Annotated in this window: 18 protein-coding genes, 2 tRNA genes and 4 pseudogenes; 16 read left to right on the plus strand and 8 right to left on the minus strand. The window is 65.4% G+C overall.

The features are described 5' to 3' along the window. Nucleotides 1-297 (plus strand): FAD-binding domain-containing protein (locus tag GJ632_RS07910; RefSeq protein ID WP_231751409.1); only part of this gene is annotated, 297 nt, incomplete at its 5' end. A gap of 10 nt (nucleotides 298-307) precedes the next feature. Here the strand turns inward: GJ632_RS07910 and GJ632_RS07915 are convergent. From GJ632_RS07915 to GJ632_RS07930, 4 genes are all read right to left on the minus strand, one after another. Further along, entirely contained in the window at nucleotides 308-742 is a 435-nt protein-coding gene (locus tag GJ632_RS07915) for a disulfide bond formation protein B (protein WP_089807404.1), read from the minus strand. Nucleotides 743-806: 64 nt separating this feature from the next. Beyond that, nucleotides 807-1,391, minus strand: coding sequence for a hypothetical protein (locus GJ632_RS07920; protein WP_343161088.1), 585 nt, complete (start codon nucleotides 1,389-1,391; stop codon nucleotides 807-809). Between the two features lie 278 nt (nucleotides 1,392-1,669). Then, nucleotides 1,670-1,744 (minus strand) — tRNA-Glu (locus GJ632_RS07925). 69 nt (nucleotides 1,745-1,813) lie between these two features. Further along, nucleotides 1,814-3,793 (minus strand): 3-hydroxyacyl-CoA dehydrogenase/enoyl-CoA hydratase family protein, encoded by a 1,980-nt coding sequence (locus GJ632_RS07930; RefSeq protein ID WP_089807409.1) that lies wholly within the window; start codon nucleotides 3,791-3,793, stop codon nucleotides 1,814-1,816. A gap of 190 nt (nucleotides 3,794-3,983) precedes the next feature. Between GJ632_RS07930 and GJ632_RS07935 the strand changes: the two are divergent. Then, nucleotides 3,984-4,537: pseudogene (locus tag GJ632_RS07935) on the plus strand (DNA-3-methyladenine glycosylase family protein). Nucleotides 4,538-4,566: 29 nt separating this feature from the next. On the opposite strand, the gene GJ632_RS07940 reads toward GJ632_RS07935, so the two are convergent. Beyond that, nucleotides 4,567-5,130: a DNA-3-methyladenine glycosylase gene (locus tag GJ632_RS07940; RefSeq protein ID WP_191452622.1), complete on the minus strand. Its 564-nt coding sequence runs from the start codon at nucleotides 5,128-5,130 to the stop codon at nucleotides 4,567-4,569. 62 nt (nucleotides 5,131-5,192) lie between these two features. Beyond that, nucleotides 5,193-6,551 carry a RimK/LysX family protein gene (locus tag GJ632_RS07945; protein WP_191452623.1) on the minus strand — a complete coding sequence of 453 codons (1,359 nt, stop codon included), beginning with the start codon at nucleotides 6,549-6,551 and terminating at the stop codon, nucleotides 5,193-5,195. Nucleotides 6,552-6,671: 120 nt separating this feature from the next. Here GJ632_RS07945 and GJ632_RS07950 point away from each other — a divergent pair, with 120 nt between their 5' ends. From GJ632_RS07950 to GJ632_RS07995, 12 genes and pseudogenes are all read left to right on the plus strand, one after another. Continuing rightward, nucleotides 6,672-7,700, plus strand: a complete 1,029-nt coding sequence (locus tag GJ632_RS07950; protein ID WP_191452624.1) for a succinylglutamate desuccinylase/aspartoacylase family protein — start codon at nucleotides 6,672-6,674, stop codon at nucleotides 7,698-7,700. A 175-nt stretch (nucleotides 7,701-7,875) separates the two neighbouring features. Next, nucleotides 7,876-8,268 carry a succinate dehydrogenase, cytochrome b556 subunit gene (sdhC, locus tag GJ632_RS07955; RefSeq protein ID WP_089807419.1) on the plus strand — a complete coding sequence of 131 codons (393 nt, stop codon included), beginning with the start codon at nucleotides 7,876-7,878 and terminating at the stop codon, nucleotides 8,266-8,268. Nucleotides 8,269-8,270: 2 nt separating this feature from the next. Then, the gene (locus GJ632_RS07960; protein WP_191452625.1) at nucleotides 8,271-8,648 is read left to right on the plus strand and encodes a succinate dehydrogenase hydrophobic membrane anchor subunit; all 378 of its coding nucleotides are present in this window, start codon (nucleotides 8,271-8,273) and stop codon (nucleotides 8,646-8,648) included. Nucleotide 8,649: 1 nt separating this feature from the next. Then, nucleotides 8,650-9,537 (plus strand): succinate dehydrogenase/fumarate reductase iron-sulfur subunit, encoded by an 888-nt coding sequence (locus GJ632_RS07965; protein ID WP_089807423.1) that lies wholly within the window; start codon nucleotides 8,650-8,652, stop codon nucleotides 9,535-9,537. Between the two features lie 52 nt (nucleotides 9,538-9,589). Further along, a pseudogene (locus GJ632_RS23305) lies at nucleotides 9,590-10,689 on the plus strand (FAD-binding protein); the annotation flags it as partial. 369 nt (nucleotides 10,690-11,058) lie between these two features. Beyond that, a complete protein-coding gene (locus GJ632_RS23310) occupies nucleotides 11,059-11,430 on the plus strand; it encodes a hypothetical protein (protein WP_231751413.1) in 372 nt (123 codons plus the stop codon). A 165-nt stretch (nucleotides 11,431-11,595) separates the two neighbouring features. Further along, nucleotides 11,596-11,696, plus strand: a tRNA-Thr gene (locus GJ632_RS07975). Between the two features lie 198 nt (nucleotides 11,697-11,894). Next, nucleotides 11,895-12,132 (plus strand): annotated as a pseudogene (locus GJ632_RS07980) (TrmB family transcriptional regulator). A 444-nt stretch (nucleotides 12,133-12,576) separates the two neighbouring features. Beyond that, nucleotides 12,577-13,086: a hypothetical protein gene (locus GJ632_RS23315; RefSeq protein WP_231751410.1), complete on the plus strand. Its 510-nt coding sequence runs from the start codon at nucleotides 12,577-12,579 to the stop codon at nucleotides 13,084-13,086. Next, nucleotides 13,026-13,871, plus strand: a complete 846-nt coding sequence (locus GJ632_RS07985; RefSeq protein WP_231751411.1) for a hypothetical protein — start codon at nucleotides 13,026-13,028, stop codon at nucleotides 13,869-13,871. Before GJ632_RS23315 ends, GJ632_RS07985 begins: the two co-directional genes overlap by 61 nt. A gap of 176 nt (nucleotides 13,872-14,047) precedes the next feature. Further along, the gene (locus tag GJ632_RS07990; protein ID WP_197427936.1) at nucleotides 14,048-15,277 is read left to right on the plus strand and encodes a hypothetical protein; all 1,230 of its coding nucleotides are present in this window, start codon (nucleotides 14,048-14,050) and stop codon (nucleotides 15,275-15,277) included. Between the two features lie 91 nt (nucleotides 15,278-15,368). Then, nucleotides 15,369-15,791, plus strand: a complete 423-nt coding sequence (locus GJ632_RS07995; protein WP_089807431.1) for a hypothetical protein — start codon at nucleotides 15,369-15,371, stop codon at nucleotides 15,789-15,791. Between the two features lie 416 nt (nucleotides 15,792-16,207). Here the strand turns inward: GJ632_RS07995 and GJ632_RS08000 are convergent. Beyond that, a pseudogene (locus GJ632_RS08000) lies at nucleotides 16,208-16,627 on the minus strand (AAA family ATPase); the annotation flags it as partial. Between the two features lie 185 nt (nucleotides 16,628-16,812). Between GJ632_RS08000 and GJ632_RS08005 the strand changes: the two are divergent. Next, nucleotides 16,813-17,109: a phage repressor protein gene (locus tag GJ632_RS08005; RefSeq protein WP_191452626.1), complete on the plus strand. Its 297-nt coding sequence runs from the start codon at nucleotides 16,813-16,815 to the stop codon at nucleotides 17,107-17,109. 32 nt (nucleotides 17,110-17,141) lie between these two features. Here GJ632_RS08005 and GJ632_RS08010 read toward each other — a convergent pair whose 3' ends face one another. After that, the gene (locus GJ632_RS08010) at nucleotides 17,142-17,366 is read right to left on the minus strand and encodes a HalOD1 output domain-containing protein (protein ID WP_191452628.1); all 225 of its coding nucleotides are present in this window, start codon (nucleotides 17,364-17,366) and stop codon (nucleotides 17,142-17,144) included. Between the two features lie 779 nt (nucleotides 17,367-18,145). On the opposite strand from GJ632_RS08010, the gene GJ632_RS08015 reads away from it, so the two are divergent. Beyond that, nucleotides 18,146-19,372 carry a hypothetical protein gene (locus GJ632_RS08015; RefSeq protein WP_197427937.1) on the plus strand — a complete coding sequence of 409 codons (1,227 nt, stop codon included), beginning with the start codon at nucleotides 18,146-18,148 and terminating at the stop codon, nucleotides 19,370-19,372. Nucleotides 19,373-19,458 lie beyond the last annotated feature (86 nt).

The raw sequence follows: 19,458 nt of genomic DNA on the forward strand, positions 1-19,458 counted from the left end.
GGCGCGGCGTTCTTCGAGACGCACCTCGTGGACTACGACCCGTGTTCGAACTACGGCAACTGGGCGTACGTCGCCGGCGTCGGCAACGACTCGCGCGACCGGGCGTTCGACGTACTCGAACAGGCGCGCACGTACGACCCCGACGCGAGGTACGTCGAGCGGTGGGTCCCCGAACTGGCGGCGGTGCCGCCGGCGTACGCGCACGAACCCTGGCGGATGGACGCCGCCGAGCAGGATTCGTTCGGCGTCGAACTCGGCGTCGACTACCCCGAACCGATGGTCCGACTCGACTCGTAGCGGCGCGCGGTTACGGGCTACTCCACTCGTCCTCGTCGGCGGTCAACGCGACGCCCGCGACGAGGACGGTGACGAGGAGGAACGCGACGAGTGCCAGTCGCGGGATGGTCAACAGGCCGCCGAGCATCGGGTACTGAATCGCCGCACACCCGCCGCCGAGCGAACACGTCCCCCCGACGGACGGGAACACCTGGAGGTACACGTGGTACGAGGAGACGACGAGGCCGAACAGCGAGAGGGGGAGCGCGGTCCGGTAGACGCCCGCGCGGTCCTCTATCGCGGCGACGCCGAGGACGACGACGAGCGGGTACATCAGGATGCGCTGGTACCAGCAGAGTTCGCACGGGACGAGCCCGAGTCCGAGGCTGAAAAAGAGGCTCCCGACGGTGGCGACGGCAGCCACGAGCGTCGAGAGTGCGAGAACGCCGCGTGTCGAGGACGCCATGTTCGCACGGCCGCGTGCCGATGGCTTGAACGTGTCGGCGCCGGTCGTCTCGTGTCGGCGTCGCTCAGTCGTCGTCGCGCAAGCCGACGTCGGGGAGGAACGTCGAGAGCGACCGCTCGCCGTCTTCACTCGCGGCGCGTTCGGCGTAGACCTGCAGCGACGAGGAGGCGGCGAACCCGACTGCGACGAGGAACGCGTAGCCGATGCCGGGGACGAGCGAGAAGGGGAACAGCCCGGACCACGCGAGAGCCACGACGAGCATCGACAGGCCGGACAGGCCCAGGTAGTACACCGACCACGAACTCACCCGCCGGTCGGTCGCCCCGTCGAGAAACGAGTCGAGTTCGTCGGCCAACGGCGTCAGCGAGATGGTCCCTCTGTCCCGGTCGTAGACGACGACGCCCACGTCGTCGAGTTTCGGCAGGTGGGTCTGGTGGAGCGACGTGTAGACTCGCTTTCGCTGTTTGTACGTCAACTCCTCGCGGTCGATGCCGTTCTCCATTGCGGCGACCGCTCTGGACAGGTCGCGAACGGACACCGTCTCTTCGGTCTCTCGAAGGTAGTCGAGAACCAGTCGACGACGACGGTTACTCAACATCGAGTAGATGTCGTCCTTCGAGAGTGTCCTGGCTTTTTCGTCCGCTAACACACGTCGTACGCTCACCTCATTGACCCTCCCCGCCAGCTACGTCCACATATTCTGTCTGATGATATAAACAATCCCCTCTCGTGAGAGGACTGCTCACCCGGACCACCGTGGACGGCTCATAGCTGACGCTCCGCTTGTACGAGTAAAACACTACTGGTCCGGACGTTGCTCGGTCGCGAATCGGAGAGTTGCTCGCTGATTCGAATCTCGTGGTCGCGTTCCGTCTCACTGAACCGAGAGACACGGAAGCCTCTCGGAGGATTGGTTCGTCAGAAGCATGCTCGGTAGGGGATTTGAACCCCTGTCCTCGGCTCGAAAGGCCAAGATGATTGGCCGGACTACACCAACCGAGCCTGCATGCTATCGTGGTGGGCTGATTCGTTTAAAGATTCCGTTACGGGTCGGGTTCGGGAGTGTGTCTCTTACTCGCCCTCGAACTCGGGGTCCCGGTCGCCCATGAACGCGGTCATCCCCTCCATCAGGTCGTCCGTGGCGAACAGGAGGCCGAACGCCTGCGCTTCGACCTCCAGTCCGGCGTCGGTGTCCTCCCAGCCGTTGTGCATGGCGCGCTTGGTGTAGCGCTGGGCGATGGGCGGTCCCTGTGCGAACTGCTTCGCGTACTCGAAGGCGCGCGCTTCGAAGTCGTCGTTGTCGACGACTTCGTTGACGAAGCCGTAGTCGGCCATCGTCTCCGCCTCGTAGCGGTCGGCGGTGAAGATTATCTCCTTGGCGCGGCCGGTGCCGACGATACGCTGGAGGCGGACGGTGCCGCCCCATCCGGGGAGGAGGCCGAGGTTGTGTTCGGGCTGGCCGAACTCAGAGCGCTTCGTGGCGATGCGGAGGTCGGCGCACATCGACAGTTCCATCCCGCCGCCGAGGCAGTAGCCGTCGATGCCGGCGACGACCGGCTTGTCGCACTCTTCGAGTTTACCGAACGTCTGCTGGCCCTTCCGCGAGAGTTCCGTCCCGACGTTGGGGTCGCCCGCGCCGCCGGCCATGCTCTGGATGTCCGCACCGGCGGAGAACGCCCGGTCGCCCGCCCCCGTGATGAGTACGGCCCGCACGTCGTCGTCCGATTCGAGGGCGTCGATGGCTTCGGACAGTTCGTCCATCAGTTCGCCGCTGATGGTGTTCATGCGGTGCGGTCGGTCGAGCGTGACGTGGCCGACGGCGTCTCGAACTTCGACCTCGATGTCGTTGAAGTCGAATGCCTCGTCGGTCTCCTCGCCGCCGTCACCGTAGAAGCCGGACCCCGACGCGGCGAGTTCGCGGAGGTAGTCCACGGCCTCGTAGCGCGCTTCGCCGGTCTCCTCGTGGAGGTCGTCCAGCGTCTCCACGAGCGTCTCAATACCGGCGCCGTCGGCCATCTTCGCCGGGCCGTCGGAGAAGCGCCCGCCGAGCTTGACGGCGCGGTCGATGGCCTCGGGGTGGGCGACGTCGTTCCCGACCAGACCGGCCACCTCGTTCGCCATCACGGCGAGTAAGCGGTTCTCGACGGCCTCGCTGCCCTCGTCATGCGGGACCTGCGCGCCGTCGCCGTCCTCGTAGTCGTAGAAGCCCTTCCCGGTCTTCTGCCCGAGGTCGCCCGCTTCGACCTTCTGTTCGAGGAGCGGACACGGCTCGTAGGCGTCGCCCAGTACGTCGTGCATGTACTCCAGCACGTGGTAGCCGACGTCGATGCCGACGTAGTCCGCGAGTTCGAAGCTCCCCATCGGGATGCCCATGTCGTACTTCGTCGTCGAGTCGACCTCCGCCATCGTCGCGTCGCCAGACTCGACGATCCAGGCCGCCTCGTTCATCAGGGGGACCAGCACGCGGTTGACGATGAAGCCGGGACTGTCCTTGCGGACGCGGACGGGGGTCTTCCCCATCGCTTCGGCGAGGTCCTCGACGACGGCCAACGTCTCGTCGGCGGTGTGTTCGCCGGCGATGACCTCGACGAGTTCCATCCGGACCGGGGGGTTGAAGAAGTGCATCCCACAGAAGCTCTCCGGTCGCTCCGTCACCTCCGACAGTTCGGTGATAGAGAGACTGGAGGTGTTCGTCGCGAAGACGGTGTGGTCGGGGGCGGCCGCCTCCAACTCCGTGTAGACGTCCTTCTTGATGTCCATCTTCTCGGGGACGGCCTCTATCACGACGTCCGCGTCGGCGACGGAGTCGGCCACGTCCACGTACGTCGTCACGCGTTCGAGGGCGGCGTCGGCCTCGTCGTCCGATATCTGGTCCTTCTCGGCGAGTTTGCCGAGCGACCACTCTATCTGGTCGTAGCCGTTCTGGACGAACTCCTCGTTGATGTCGCGCAGATGAACCTGATAGCCGGCGAGGGCGGCCACCTCGGCGATGCCGTGGCCCATGTTCCCCGCACCGAGAACCGTGATAGTGTTGATATCGTCTAACTCCATACACCGATTCTCGGATGCGAGGCGTTTCAACGTTTCCCTCGTGAATAGTGGAAACTCTTATTGCGTTTATTCATGGTTTTTCGTCTCGGACGGCGGCGCGGCCGAGAGACTATTCTCGCTGGAGACCTCCGTTCGACCCGAGTACACCGTGACCGACGACGCAGTGGCCGTCCTCCGAACGGACCCCGTGATGCGCAGGGTGGTAGACAGCCACGAACCCTACACCGAACCGGACTGGTCGGCGTTCGAACGCCTCTGCGTCGCCGTCGTCAACCAGCGAATCTCGACGGCGAGTGCGGCGGCGGTTCGAGGGCGCGTGTTCGACGACGTGCTGGACGGCGACGTGACGCCCGAGTCGGTACTGAACGCCGACGAGGACGCTCTGCGGGACGCCGGCCTCCCGGCGTCGAAGGTGGGCTACCTGCGGAACGTCGCCGAGGCGTTCGAGGCGGACGACCTCACGAGGGAGTCGCTGGCCGACCTGTCGAACGAGGCGGTCAGGGCGCGTCTCACGGAGATACCGGGCGTGGGCGACTGGACGGCCGACACGTTCCTCATCTTCGTCCTCGACCGGCCGGACGTCCTCCCACTCGGTGACCTCGCGGTCCGGCGCGGCATCGAACGACTGTACGCCGACGGCGACGACCTGACGCGGGCGGAGATGCGCGGGTGGCCGACGCGTGGCGGCCGTACCGGTCGCTGGCGACGCGGTACGTCTGGGCCGCGTACGAGGCGGCGCGCTGAGGCGACGCGAGGACTCGGTCGGCGGACGGTCAGTCCACGGCCCGCCACAGATACCGCGAGGCGATGCTCCGGTACGGTCGCCACGCCTCGGCGCGTTCGACCATCGCCGACCGGTCGTCCGCGTCTATCCCGTACAGTTCGGCCATCGCCTTCCTGATTCCTAGGTCCTCGACGGGGAACACGTCCTCGCGGCCGAGGACGAAGATGAGGTACATCTTCGCCGTCCAGTCGCCGACGCCGCGAATCTCGGTGAGGCGGGCGACGACGTCCGCGTCGCTCAGGTGCGCCATCCCGTCTCGGGTCAGGTCGTCCGTCTGGAACGCCTCGGCGACGTTGCGAACGTACGAGACCTTCTGCGAGGAGAGGCCGACGTCGCGGAGTGCGTCCTCGTCGGCGGCCAGCATCGCCGCCGGCGTCACCTCGAAGCGGTCGAACAGGCGCTCCCGGATGGCGGCGGCCGACTGCGTCGATAGCTGCTGGTTGACGATAGAGACGACGAACCGCTCGAACTCGTCCTCGGCGGGTTCGACGGCGAGTTCGCCGTGTTCGGCGACGAGTTCGGCGAGTCGCTCGTCGTTCCGTATCGGGTCCATCGGGGAGTGCTGCGTCCCGGGGAGAGAAAGGGTCGTCGCTCCCGGAACGCCGCGCGGGTCGGTTACTCTTCGAGGAGTTGCTCGTCGTCGTCGCCGCCGCTCCCGCCCTCGTCGACGCGGCGGCGCACGTCCACCCGGTAGTGCTGGAGGATGTCGCGCCCGAGGAGGAGGGGGTAGTCCATGTGCGACCGGTCCTCGACGCTCGCGGTGACGGTGTGTTGCGTCCCCGCGATGCCGATGACGAGGTCCACGACGGGGCGGGCCCTCCCGCCCTTCGTCGACCCCGACTTCACGCGCGTCATGCTCTTGATGGGGCCGGCACCGATTTCGGCGGCCAGCGAGGTGTCGATGCTCGTCCGCGTCGCGCCGGTGTCGGACTTGGCGTACGCCTGCGTGGACCCGCTGGTCCCCGAGACGACGACTTCCTCGATGTAGCCGATGAGGGGCATCTCGCCGTCGGGACCGGGGTCGATGCGCGGCATGCTCCGCGGTTCGGAGTCGTCGAGGGTGGCCGCGAGGTCCTCGACGCGGGACTGTTCGACGGTGCCGCCCGCCTGTTCGATGGCGACTTTGGCGATGAACGGCGCCGGCGACCGGTTGGTCGCCTTGTAGAGCCCCTTGAACCCGGCCGTCGGGTTCACCTCGAGGACGAACCAGCCGTCGTCGCCCTCGATGAGGTCCACGCCGACGTAGTCCAGTTCCATCACTTCGGCGGCGTACAGAGCCGTCTCGCGGGCCTCCTCGGGCATCTCGTCCGTCGCGTTCAGCACGTCGCCGCCGAGGGCGACGTTCGTCCGCCAGTCGCCCTCCGGCGCGTACCGGTACATCGCGCCGATTATCTCGCCGTCGACGATGTAGACGCGCAGGTCGCGGTGGTGTTCGTCGTCGCGTTCGATGAGGTCCTGCAGGAACGCCTGTCGGTTGCCGACCTTGGGGTTGACCGCCTCCGTGAGGTCCACCTTCCACGTGCCGCCGCCGTGCGTTCCGATGGCGGACTTGTAGACGCCGACGTCGCCGAAGCGTTCGCGGCCCTGGTTCAGCCGGTCGTTGGAGAGAGCGAGGAGAGCGTCCGGCACTTTGATGTTCCAGTTCGCCAGCGTCGCTGCGGTCGCGAACTTGTGGATGGCCGTCAGCACCGCCGACGGCTGGTTCAGCATCGGGCGGATGCGCTCGAACGTCGTCGCCAGTCCGAGCAGTTCGGCCGGTTCCTCCGTGTTCGACAGGAGGAGGCGGTTCGCGATGATGTCCACTTCGGGTTCGACCGTCACGTCGCCGTCCTCGATACTGATCGCCGTGTTCTCCCGCCGAAGCCAGACGCCCTCGTGCCCCAGGTCGTCGACCGCGTTCAAGATAGCCTTCGTCTCCTTGCTGTTGTGCAGAGACAGCACGCCGACACGAACAGAATCGCCATCGCCAGACATATCCGAACGTAACAGGGGCGGGTTTCAAAGTAATGCCGGTGTCTCGCCGTCGGCGACGGTCGGTCGACGGCGTCAGGGAGCGTTGCGGACGTTTATATACTCCGGTGTACGAGGACCGGTATGGGTGACGATGGGGCCTTCACGTACAACGGCGGGAAGGTCGCACAAGGTGAGACGCAGAACATTCGCTACGGCATCAGTGAGACGTATCTCGGCGACCCGGTTCGCATCCCCGTCACCATCATCAACGGCGAACGGGACGGGCCGACGGCGTTCCTCTCTGCGGCCGCACACGGCGACGAACTCAACGGCATCGAGGTGGTGCGCGAGGTGGCCCACGAGTGGGACCTCTCGGACCTCGCGGGAACGCTCGTCTGTATGCCCGTCCTCAACGTGCCGGCCTTCCTGGCCCAGCAACGCTACCTCCCCATCTACGACCGGGACCTGAACCGCTCGTTCCCCGGCCGCGAGGACTCCACGAGCGCGAAGCGGATGGCCGCACGCATCTTCGACAACTTCATCGCGCCCTGCGACTTCGGTATCGACTTCCACACCTCGACGCGGGGCCGGACGAACATGATTCACGTCCGCGCCAACATGGAACACAAGGGGAGCGCGCGACTCGCGCAGGCGTTCGGGTCGCACGTCATCATCGCGGGCGAGGGGTCCTCCGGGATGCTCCGGACGGAGGCGACGGCCGTCGGCGTCCCGGCCATCACCGTCGAGATGGGCGAGGCCCACCGGTTCCAGCGAGAACTCATCGACGAGGCCCTGGCGGGCGTCGAGAGCGTCTTCGCGGAGTACGGGATGTACGACGCCACCGCCGTCCGGTGGCCCGGGTGGCGGACCGTCATCGACGACGCGAGCGAGAAGACGTGGATTCGCGCGGAGGCGGGCGGCATCGTGGACATGCACCACGACCGCGGCGCACTCGTCCACGAGGGCGACCGCATCTGCACCATCACCAACCCGTTCAAAGACGACAACGTGACCATCGAGGCACCGTTCACCGGCCTCCTCGTCGGCGTCTTGGAGAACCCGGTCGTCTACCCGGGGAACCCGCTGTGTCACCTCGTGGAACTCGAGGAACACGTCCGCCGCGTCGTCGAACGCGAACAGTCGCCCGACGGACACACGCTCAGGGCCTGACGCCTCTGCGGCGGCGACGCCGACCGGCCGCCCGCGAGCCGAAATACGTACTGTCGACCGGGTAAATCTCCCACCGACGCGTCCCACTTCGCGGCACAGTCTGCCGATTCGTTGCATCCCCCGTCGGCCGTACACGTAAGTTCTATACTACCGCGCTCCCGAGGTTCACGAGAGCATGAGTCAGTCTTACAATCGAGGCCTCATCGAGGACTTCGGCCGATGGAAGGAGTTCTCCGCGGGGATGTGGGCCTGGATTTTCCACAAGTTCACCGGCTGGGTGCTGGTGGGATATCTCTTCACCCACATCGCCGTCCTCTCGACGGCGCTGACGGGCGCGACGGCGTACACCGAGACGATACAGACGCTCGAAAGTCTGCTCGTGGTCCGCATCCTCGAAGTGGGCCTGCTGGCGGTGGCCGTCTTCCACATCCTCAACGGTCTCAGACTGCTCCTCGTCGACCTCGGCGTGGGGCTGCACGCACAGGACAAGAGCTTCTACGCGTCGTTAGTGCTGACCGGCGTCATCGTCGTCGCCAGCGTCCCGACGTTCGTGGCAGGGGTGTTCTGACGATGGCGGAACACTACTCCTCGTTCGAACGCGGCGGCCGCCGGTGGCTCTGGCAGCGACTGACGGCCGCGTTCCTCGTGGTCGTCCTCGCGTTCCACTTCTTCCTGCTTCACTTCGTCCACCACGCGGACGAGGTGACGTTCGCCATGTCGTCGGCGCGGATGGAGCAGTGGACGTACTACTCGCTGATGATACTGTTCCTCGTCACCGCGACGTTCCACGGCGTCAACGGCGTCTACAACGCGCTGGTGAACCAGGGCATCGAGGGCACGCGGAAGACCGCCGTCAAGTGGACGTTGGTCGCCGCGAGCGTCCTCCTCGTCGTGCAGGGCATCCGAACGGCAAACGAGTGGGCGGGAATCGCTCTCCTCCCCTTCTAACATGAGTACGCAAGTTCCCGAACAAGTCGAAGACGAATCGTCCGCGGACACCGAGTCGCAGTCCGTCCCCCAGCAGCGCCGCATGGAGAAGAAGCGGGAGAAGGCGGCCGAGCGCGAACGCCAACGGCAGGCCGAAGAGGCCGAGAAGGCGCTGAGCGACGAGGACACGTACCTCCTGAAGGTGTTCCGGTACGACCCCGAGATAGCGGGCAAACAGGAACCTCGCTTCGACGACTTCCACGTCCCTTACCACAAGGGGATGACCGTCCTCGACGCGTTGATGTACGCGCGGGACAACTACGACTCCAGCCTGACGTTCAGACACTCCTGCCGGCAGGCCATCTGCGGGTCGGACGCGCTGTTCGTCAACGGGTCGCAGCGACTCGGCTGCAAGACGCAGTTGTCGGACCTCGAGGAACCCGTCCGCATCGAACCGCTCCCCCACCAGGAGGTCGTGAAAGACCTCGTCGTGGACATGGAGCACTTCTACGACCAGATGGAGGCCGTCGAGCCGTACTTCCAGACGAACGACCTGCCGGACGGCGAACTCGAAGAGCAGCGCCAGTCCCGGGAGAACCGCGAGAAGATCAAGATGTCCACGCGATGCATCTGGTGCGGCGCCTGCATGTCTTCGTGTAACATCGCCGCGGGCGACAACAAGTACCTCGGCCCGGCGGCCATCAACAAGGCCTACCGCTTCACGATGGACGAACGCGAGGGCGAGGACATGCAGCAGCACCGGATGGAGATTCTCGAACAGGAGCACGGCGTCTGGCGCTGCCAGACGCAGTTCTCCTGCACCGAGGTGTGTCCGAAGGACATCCCCCTGACGGAACACATCCAGGAACTGAAGCGCGAAGCGGTCAAGAACAACCTGAAGTTCTGGTGAACGGGCAACCCTCAAGTTCAGCCAGTCCTAACCCACGATAATCATTCACACCATGCACGAACACGACGTTATCGTTGTCGGCGCGGGCGGCGCGGGTCTCCGCGCGGCCATCGCGGCACAAGAGGAAGGAGCCGACGTGGCTATCGTCTCGAAGCTCCACCCCGTCCGGAGTCACACGGGCGCGGCCGAGGGCGGCATCAACGCCGCCCTCCGCGAGGGCGACTCCTGGGAACAGCACGCTTACGACACGATGAAGGGGTCGGACTACCTCGGCGACGCCCCCGCAATCGAGACGCTCTGTCAGGACAGCCCCGACGAGGTCATCCAGCTCGAACACTGGGGGCTCGCGTTCTCCCGCGACGACGACGGCCGGGTCAGTCAGCGACCGTTCGGCGGGATGTCGTTCCCGCGGACGACGTACGCCGGCGCGGAGACGGGGCACCAGCTCCTGCACACGATGTACGAACAGTTGGTCAAGCGCGGAATCGAGGTGTACGACGAGTGGTACGTCACGCGCCTGGCCGTCTCCGACGAGGACGACCCCGAAGAGCGGACCTGCCACGCGTCGTCGCCTACGACATCCAGTCCGGCGAACTGTCGGCGTTCCACGCGCGGAACGGCGTCATCCTCGCCACCGGCGGCCCCGGACAGGTGTTCGACCACACCACGAACGCCGTCGCCAACACCGGCGACGGCCCGGCGATGGCCTACCGCGCGGGCGTCCCGATGGAGGACATGGAGTTCATCCAGTTCCACCCGACGACGCTCCCCTCGACGGGCGTGCTCATCACCGAGGGCGTCCGCGGGGAGGGCGGTATCCTCTACAACGAGGAGGGCGAGCGCTTCATGTTCGAGTACGGCTACGCGAACAACGACGGCGAACTCGCCTCCCGCGACGTGGTGTCGCGCGCGGAACTCACCGAGGTGAACGAGGGCCGCGGTATCGAGGACGAGTACGTCCACCTCGACATGCGCCACCTGGGCGAGGAGCGCATCATCGACCGACTGGAGAACATCGTCCACCTCTCGGAGGACTTCGAGGGCGTCGACCCCCTCGAGGAGCCGATGCCCGTCAAGCCCGGCCAGCACTACGCCATGGGCGGCATCGAGACGGACGAGAACGGCGAGACGTGTATCACGGGGCTGTACGCCGCGGGCGAGTGCGCGTGCGCGTCCGTGCACGGGTCGAACCGACTCGGCGGGAACGCGCTTCCCGAACTCATCGTGTTCGGCAAGCGCGCTGGCCACCACGCGGCGGGCCGTGACCTCGGCGAGGCGAAGATAGAGACCGGCCAGCGCGGCGACTGGGAAGTCGGCGAAGTGGACACGCCCGTCGAACCCGGCGACGTCTCCGCACCCGGCGAGGACGTCGTCGCGGACGGCGGGGCGGCGGCGGGATCGCTCTCGGGCGACGAGTACGTCCAGCGCGCCCTCGACGCCGAACGCGAACGCGTCGAGTCGCTCCTCGAGAAGGACGACGGCGTCCAGCACGCCGAGATTCGCGCCGAGGTGCAGAAGTCGATGACGCGGCACGTGAACGTGTTCCGCGAGGAGGAGGGACTGAAGCAGGCGCTCCGCGACATCCGGCACGCGCGCGAGAAGTACGAGGACGTCTACGTCGCCGACAAGTCGCGCACGTTCAACACGGACCTCATCCAGACCATCGAGACGCGGAACATCCTCGACACCGCGGAGGCCATCACGCTCGGCGCGTTGGCCCGCGACGAGTTCCGCGGCGCCCACTGGCGCAAGGAACATCAGGAGCGTCGCGACGAGACGTGGCTGAAGCACACGATGCTGTCGTGGAACGACGGCAAGCCGGAACTGTGGTACCGACCGGTCGTCCTCGAAGGCGAGAACAAGACGTACGAACCGAAAGTCCGAAGCTACTGACTCGGTTCGCCGACTGACTCGTTCACGCGTTTTCCCGCGGTACCGACTCCGAGGGCGCGACACCGTGTGTCGCACGACGGCGGACCGGCCGGATGCCGGCGGCACCCGTCGTCTCCGCCGCGGGTTCCCAACGGCTATTTATTCGACCCCGACGTACGTTCGAGCGGAAGGGTGGCTCAGTGGTAGAGCAATAAATTTCCGGCAGCGGCCCTCGTACGGTCGCCCCGGGTTTACGGCTTCGCGTGGTTCGACTCCCGCCCCTTCCACTCCAGCGGTCGGACGTAAATCTCGTCAGAAGTCGAAAACAGTCGGTCGAAAACGCCGCTCGTCGCCGACGAACGTTCCTGAGGATTCGGCGGTTCGAGGCTCTGAGGCGCGCTTTCGACGGAACTGTCCCCGACGAGTTTCGACGATTGACGTGGAGTGATTTTATTATCGTCGAACCCATCGCACAGACAACGACTATGCAAGGGACTGTTCAATCGTCGCCCGCCGCAGGGACGGACGCCGTCGCCGTTCCCGCGGAACTCGAATCGCCGCGCGCGAAACTCGTCTACCTCTTCCTCTCGACGCGGGGAGAATCGTCCGTGAGCGAACTGCAGAAGGGATTGGAGATGAAGAAAATCTCCCTGTACAGCATCCTGGGGACTGTGTAAGCGGGGACTCGTTCACCAGGACGCCGAGCGGTACCGTATCGCCTGAGCGGCAGGTTCGCGGCTCTCAGGTGTTCCGCGGCGAGCGTGCTTGTCTCACCTCGGCGCCGTCTCGAACCATATCCTCACAGCTCGGACAGACGCGCGGGTGGTCCATGCCGTCCGGGGCGAAAACCCGGGCGTACGCCGTCGTGACGAAGGAACCACAGTTCTGACATTCGGGCATGGCGTTTGAGTGACGATAGTTTTTTGTGATAAACTTTCTGCCGTCTCGCCTCAAAGGAGACTGAGTATCAATCCAAGCGCGAGGAGAGCGAACAGTATCGCCAGCACGGCAGCGAAGAACCTGTCTGACCCGTCCATGGGCGGACATACGCGGAGCGGTGGCTTACCGCTATCGGGGACTCGCGGCCGCTGCGAACGAGTATCCGAATCGACACGAATCGCGGGCACTCGGAAGTTGTTTGTCTCAGGACGCCATGGGTGGTGCCGAATGAGTCGTCTCGCACCCCGAACGCTCTGTGTCGTCGCGGTGGTCCTCCTCGCCACCGTTCTCGGCGCTGCGGCCCCCGGAGCCGCTCAATCGACACAGACCGTCGCCGGGACGCAACTCGCTCCCGACGACGTCTCCCTCCGCATCGACATCCGTGAGAACACCTCGGCCGTCTGGGAGGTGGAGTACCGTATCCTCCTCGACGACGAGAACGCGACGTCGGCGTTCGAGTCCGTCAAGGAGGACGCGCAGAACAACGAGACCCAGTTCACCTCCGAGTTCCACGACCGGATGGACGCCACGGCGCGGACGGCGGCGAACGCAACCGGCCGCGAGATGGACGTACGGAACGTGTCGGTCACCGTCTCGCGCCAGCAACTCCCGCAAGAGTACGGCGTCGTGACCTACCGGTTCGTCTGGACCAACTTCGCCGTCGTCGACGCGACGGGATGCGGGCCGGCGACGCCCTCGAAGGCCTGTTCCTCGACGAGCAGACGTCGCTACTCGTGACGTGGCCCGAGGGGTACACCGCCGAAGACGTGCGCCCGGACCCCGACGACAGGCGGACGCGGACCGTCGTCTGGAACGGTCCGTTCGACTTCGGGTCGGGCGAACCGTCGGTGACGCTCACCCCCCGGACGGACGCCGTGGCGTCGACCGAGGCGACGGACGACTCGGCGGCGACGACCGGTGGCGGCGGCGACACCGCGGAGTCGGCCGACTCGGGGGGCTCGAACCCCTGGTTCGTCGGCGTGAGCCTGTTGCTCGTCGTCGCCGTCGTCGGCGGCGGGTGGCTGTTCTACCGCCGCGGGGACTCGCCGTTCGACCGCCCGCACTCGGACGACGGCGACGGCGGAACCGCGACGACGGTGGCTTCGTCGACCGGTTCGACCGCCGGTCGGTCCGAACTCACCGGGGCCGCCGACGAGGGCGAGGAGAGTACCGACGAGGCCACCGCGGACGCGGAGGCCGGAGGCGGGTCGGAGGCGACGCCGACCGAGGGCGAGACGACCGGAACGGCCGACGACGCCGGTGCCGACGACGCGGCGGCCGACGACACGCCGCCGTGGGAGGACGAACTCCTCAGCAACGAGGAACGCGTGCTGGCACTCATCGAACACGAGGGGGGACGCCTGAAGCAACAGGAGGTCGCGGGCACGCTCGATTGGACCGACGCGAAGACGAGTCAGGTGGTGCGGAAGATGCGCGACGAGGACCAACTCGACGCGTTCCGTCTCGGCCGCGAGAACGTGCTCGTCCTCCCCGACGAAGACGGCGAGGGCGAATTGGTATAAATATGTTTCGACTGTTCACGGTATCGGTTCGTCACCGAGGGAGTGAATCGATAGACGGCGGCGACCGTAAAACGTCGTTGACTCGGCTCAATTCGACGCGAGCGTGTGCAGTATATAGGTGCGTGGCGGACGGAGAGAGAGGTAGAATGAGACGGGCCGTTACGTTCGCTATGGTGTTGGTCCTCCTCGTAGCGTCGGTTCCGGCGGGGATGGCCGCCGCGGCGACACCGACCGGACCGGCCGACGGTGCCGGCGTGGCCGCCGCCCAGGAGACGACCGAGACGGCGACTGCCAACTCGACCGAGTCCGACGCCGAGGGCGACGCCGCCGAGGGCGACGACGCCTCGTCGGGCGGAATCGCACCGGGGGCGCAACTCGCCGGCGTCCTCGCCGTCCAACGGGCGGAGATAGACAGCGAACTCGACAGCCGGTCGTTCGAGGCGCAGGTCACGTCGGCGAAGACCAACCGCTCGAAGGCGCGAGTCGTGTCGAATCACGTGAACCAGACGCAGACTCGACTCGACGACCTTCGCTCGCGGTTGGCGGAGTTGAAGTCCGCGCGGCGCGAGGGGAACCTCTCAGAGGGACGCTACCGTGCGCAGGCGGCCCACCTCGCCGCCGAGATTCGCTCGCTCCAGCGCCTCGTCGACCAGACGCGAGACGTGGCAGTCGAACTCTCGCCCGAGGCGCGCCAGTCGAGCGGTATCGACGAGGCGCGGTTCGAGCGACTCAGAAACGATACGCAGAACCTCTCGGGGTCCGAGGTGTCCGAAATCGCCCGGGAGGTGGCCGGATCGAACGTCGGCAACGGACTCGCCCGCGGCGTCGACGAGGACCGACGCGGTGAACGCGGCCCGCCGGACCGCGCCGAGGGCGAATCGGAGTCGCCCGGGAACGCTGGAAACGCGACTGCGCGGGGCGACGGCAACGAGTCGGACGCCCCCGGCAGGTCCGAGAACGCGCCCGGCCGGGACGACGGCAACGAGTCTGAACTCCCCGGAAACAGCGGAGACGCACCCGGCCGAGACGACGACGTGCAGACAGACGTGAACCGACCGGGTGAGAGCGGACCCGGCGCGCCGGGCGAGTCCGGAGACGCCCCCGGCAAGTCTGCGGACGCCCCTGGTCGCTCCGACGCGACGAACCGTAGCGACGACAACTCCACGGAGACGGATACGGCGGCAGACACAGAGGCCACGACGGAAACCGAGACGACGACAGAGACGGACGCGACCACCGACTCCGAGACTGCGACAGAGACGGATACGGCTGGAGACGCCGAACCGACCGTCGATTCCGCGACGGCGACGACCGTCGAGGCGGACGACGAGACGGTGACCGACACGACCCGGACGACGACGACGGACGGCATTTTCGCGACGTTCGTAGCGGTAAACGTCGTGTAGAGCGCCTCTCCCGCACCGGACCGACGTGTGCTCAATTTTGATAGTCAGGGAGATAGAACTATACTTCCGCGGGTACTCGGCGCGAACGAGCATGGAGTACGTGTATCCGGTGGGCGGACTCTTTCTCGGCGCGAGTCTGGTCGCCGTGAGCGTGTTCACCGCCTTCGTCTACACGCCGTACACGTCCTCTCGAATCGACTCCGCCGTCACCGCGTTCACCGGTATCACTCTCCAACTCGGCGACTTCGTCGCCGTGTCGTCCGCGACGGCCATCCTGTTCGACCTGTTGGCGACGCAACTCGGGCTGACGTATCCGCTCGTCGTCCCGTTTCTGTTCGGCTACGTCGTCACGCACATCACCGTCTACTACTCGTGTCTCCGCATCACCGACGTGCAGAGCGAACCGCTGGACCCGAGCGTCGACATCCGGCAGAACCCGATGAAACTCGTCGCTCTCTCCATCCCGGGGGCACTCATCCTCCTCGCCCCGCGCGACAGCGACACGACGCGCTGACAACACGAGCGTCCGTGTCTGACGCGGGGCGTCGTCGGTAAAACGGTTGTTTGAGTATTCGCCGTGGTTATGTCACCGGCAGTCGTAGCAGGAGATGCGCCGCCCGTGGTGCCGACGCGGCGGCCGACGCGTTCGGCCGCCGGCCCCCTCCCCCGCTGACGTTCGGCCCTCCCCCGGTTCCGAGACGCGTCTCGCCCCTCCAGGACGTGTTTCGACCACTTCGCGCGCCGCCCGGTGCGGCCACCTCTCCTGCAATCGTTCCGAAGAGTCAGAACAGTTCGTCCACTTGCCGTCGAGTCGAGTCGACGCTCCCGGAGTTGTCGACGGTCCGGTGTCGGCGTTCGAGCGGTTCGAACCGGTCGCGAAAACTGCAGGTAGACGTCGAAGTCGGCGTCGCTCTCGTCGTCTTCGCGGGCGGCGATACGCTCCCGAACGACCGCCGCGTCGCACACGACTCGAACCACGTCCAACGGCGCGCCGACGGCATCGGCGAGGGCGGCGGCGCGTTCCCGGTCCGCGCGCGTTCTGAACGTCGCGTCGAGGACGGCGTCGGTCCCGTCCTCCACGCGCCGGCGCGCACGCGAGAAGAGTTCCTCGTACACCGACTCGCGTTCCTCGGGCGTGTACGCGGGATCCGCGTACAGTTCCTTGCGCACCACGTCGGTTCGGAGCAACGTCGCGTCCAGTCGGTCGGCTATCCGCTCGGACACCAGCGTCTTGCCGACGCCCGGCAGGCCACAGACGACGACGAGACGCCCCGTCGCTCCCTCGGTCACCGACCGTCCCGTGGCGCCGCCCCGTTCGCCGGCGGACTCCGCGCCGCGTCCTTCGTCCATCGTCTCACACGGGTGCTTGCGGCACCAGCATATCAACGTGTGGAAACCGCGGCGGTCGAACCCGAGCGGGGTCGCCTGCTCTCCAACGTAAATTTCATATCCACAATGTCTGGAAAAGATACTTCCCGCTGGAGTCAGAAGGGCAACGCGAGTGACTCACAGTGGAACTTCGCCCGACAGACTTCATGATACTCGACCGGCTCCGTGAGGGTCGGAACGTCGGTGCGAACCTCGCGCTCGAACTCGACCGAAACCGCGGCTACGTCAACAATCAGCTGTCGAAACTCGCGTCGCTCGAACTCGTCCGCCGCGTCGGTCCGAGCGAGAACGGCGGGCTGTACGAACTCACCGAGAAGGGTGACCTCGCCGTCACCTACCAGAACCTCTACAAGGACGACTCGGTGGACTTCGAGTCGCTGTTGAACGAGAAGCTAACGACCACCCGGAACGCCGAGCCGAACGTGGAAGCGGCCGAGGAGTGAGAGGAGAGTTCGCCCCCCGTCCGACGCCACACTCACGCTACCTCGAACTCGCCCGTGTGAGAGATCGTAACCTCGTATCCAGCGTACTGAAATCGAACCCAGCCGTCGACGAACGGTCCGTCGGCGCGTCCGAACAACTTGTCGAGAGACTCCGTGTCGACGCAGTCTTCGAGCGGTGGGAGTTCGAACGGTTCGACACCCTCTCGCCGTGAGATTTCGGTCACGAGCTGAATACTGAGTGGTGTCTGCGTGTCCATCGCTCGTCTCTCTTGGAGAGAGCGAAGCAAAAGAAGCTCCCGGTTGCGTAATTTGACTCCCGGATGACACGTGCCGCCGGGTGGCGGGATGGCGTTCCGACTCGCTCGCCTCGTCGTCACGGACCACACCCCCTGTCCGGCCGGAGAGTTACACACGGCCGAGACGAGTCCGCTCACACCTGTCGGCGCGAGCCGACGCTCGCGCCTTCGTCGCTGCCGCGCCTCGCGATAGACGCCGCAGCGCCGCTGAAGACGCCGTCATCCAGACTAACCCGGTCCTCGGTTCCGGTGCCGGACGGCCCGCCGTCTCGAGCGAGTCAGAGGGGTGAGCGAACGCTCGCCCCACGACCACCGACCGTGCGGAAGCGAATCGGCGGAAACGAACATGTCTACTGAGCGATTAGACACTTAACGGATGTCGAACGAGAAAATTCGCTCCTAACCCCGCTCGTGACGATCGGACTGCCCCCCGAGAGAGCTATCGAGAGGTGGTCGGAGCGCTACCGGATAGGTCCGACAGAACGACTCCATGGTGCGAAATTTGAACTTTTCTTCTCAGTTATGCGTATTAGGAGTGTTCAAAATACTAATCCGGATATGAAACATCAGTAACTACTTTTCAACCTGTAAACGGGTGAGAGAGTATGAGGAGAGTATTACTCCTCCTGACAGCACTTGCAGTTGTGGGGGCAACGGCGGTGGTGCCAGGAACTGTGGCGGCGGCCGATACCTACGCGGACAGGTGTGAAGACACGACGGTACGAATCGGGGAAGACGGAGTGTCCGAAACGATAACCAGTCCAAACGACAGAGATTTCTTCCTGATCGAACTCGAGAAGGGACACCGGGTCAACATCGAACTCCGGTATCCTCCGGATGCTTCGTCCCCGGAACTCCACTACGAGGACCAGTCCGGTGACACGTCCCACGACAACGTCCAAAACGCGAGATACACCAGAGGAGATGGATTCGAACCCGAGTCCACGACTAATCCGATGGTCGTGACGTTCGTCGGTGAAGAGTCCCAGACCGTCCTCTGTGTGGGGGTCGGGTCTCGTTCCAATACGGAAGACTTCGCAGCGTTCGAGTGGGAACTCGAACTCGAGAAGAGTACGCCGGACCCCGAGGGATTGGAACCGCCCGAGATGACGAACGCGCAGCTCCAGAACCAGATCGAGGTGCTCGACAATCAGAAAGCAGAAATCCAGACCAAACTCCAAGAGAAGAACGAAACGATCCAAGAACTGGAAGAACAGAAATCTTCGGGCGTTTCGTCAGAGAAAGTCGAACAGAAAGACCAGAGAATCGAGGAACTCGAATCCGAGATACAGAACAAAGAAGAGCAGATCTCCGAACTCGAGGCGGAACTGGAGTCGCAGTCGACTCCGACCCCTTCTCAGGAGGTGAGTATCGACGTCGAAGTCCAGACAGAGGGGGACCAGGAGAGTTTCGAGGTGGGCGAGCCCGTCATATTTCGAGCCGAGAGTAGTGAGGCTGATCTGAGCGAGATGCGGGTGACGTACGCGGGGACGTCGTACGAGTTCAATTCGGCGGGAGTCGCCAGAGTCGAACCGGAGGCGTCCGGGAGACAACAGATGGAGGTCGTCTACGGAGACACCCGCGAGAGCGTGGTCGTCGACGTGAGAGATAGCTCGGTGTCTTCGACGGCGACCCCGGCCCCCGATACGGCCACGTCGGTCCCGGAAACGCCCACACCGGAACCCGATACAGCGACGCCGGAACCGGGGACGCCCACGCCGGAGTCTGAGACGCCGACTGCGACTGCGGACACCGGGACGAACGAACCGGAGACAGAACGCTCCGCGACCGACGAACGCGATTCGGGCGGCCAGTCCGGGGAGACGACCAGAGAGACGTCAGAACAGGGCGACGTGGTAGACCAGGCCGAACGGAACGTCCAGACCGAGATGCCTGGATTCGGCCCCGTGACCGGATTCGTAGCCGTCGTCTTGACGCTGGGTCTCCTCCGACTCCGAGGGCGCTGAGGTGTCGGCACACCTCCGTTTCGGAGGCGTCGAGGACTGATTCGGACCACCGCTCCCCGATTCGAATCCCGGTACGCCGCTTCGTC

The organism is Halogeometricum sp. CBA1124 (genome assembly GCF_009741955.1).
Lineage (GTDB): Archaea > Halobacteriota > Halobacteria > Halobacteriales > Haloferacaceae > Halogeometricum > Halogeometricum rufum.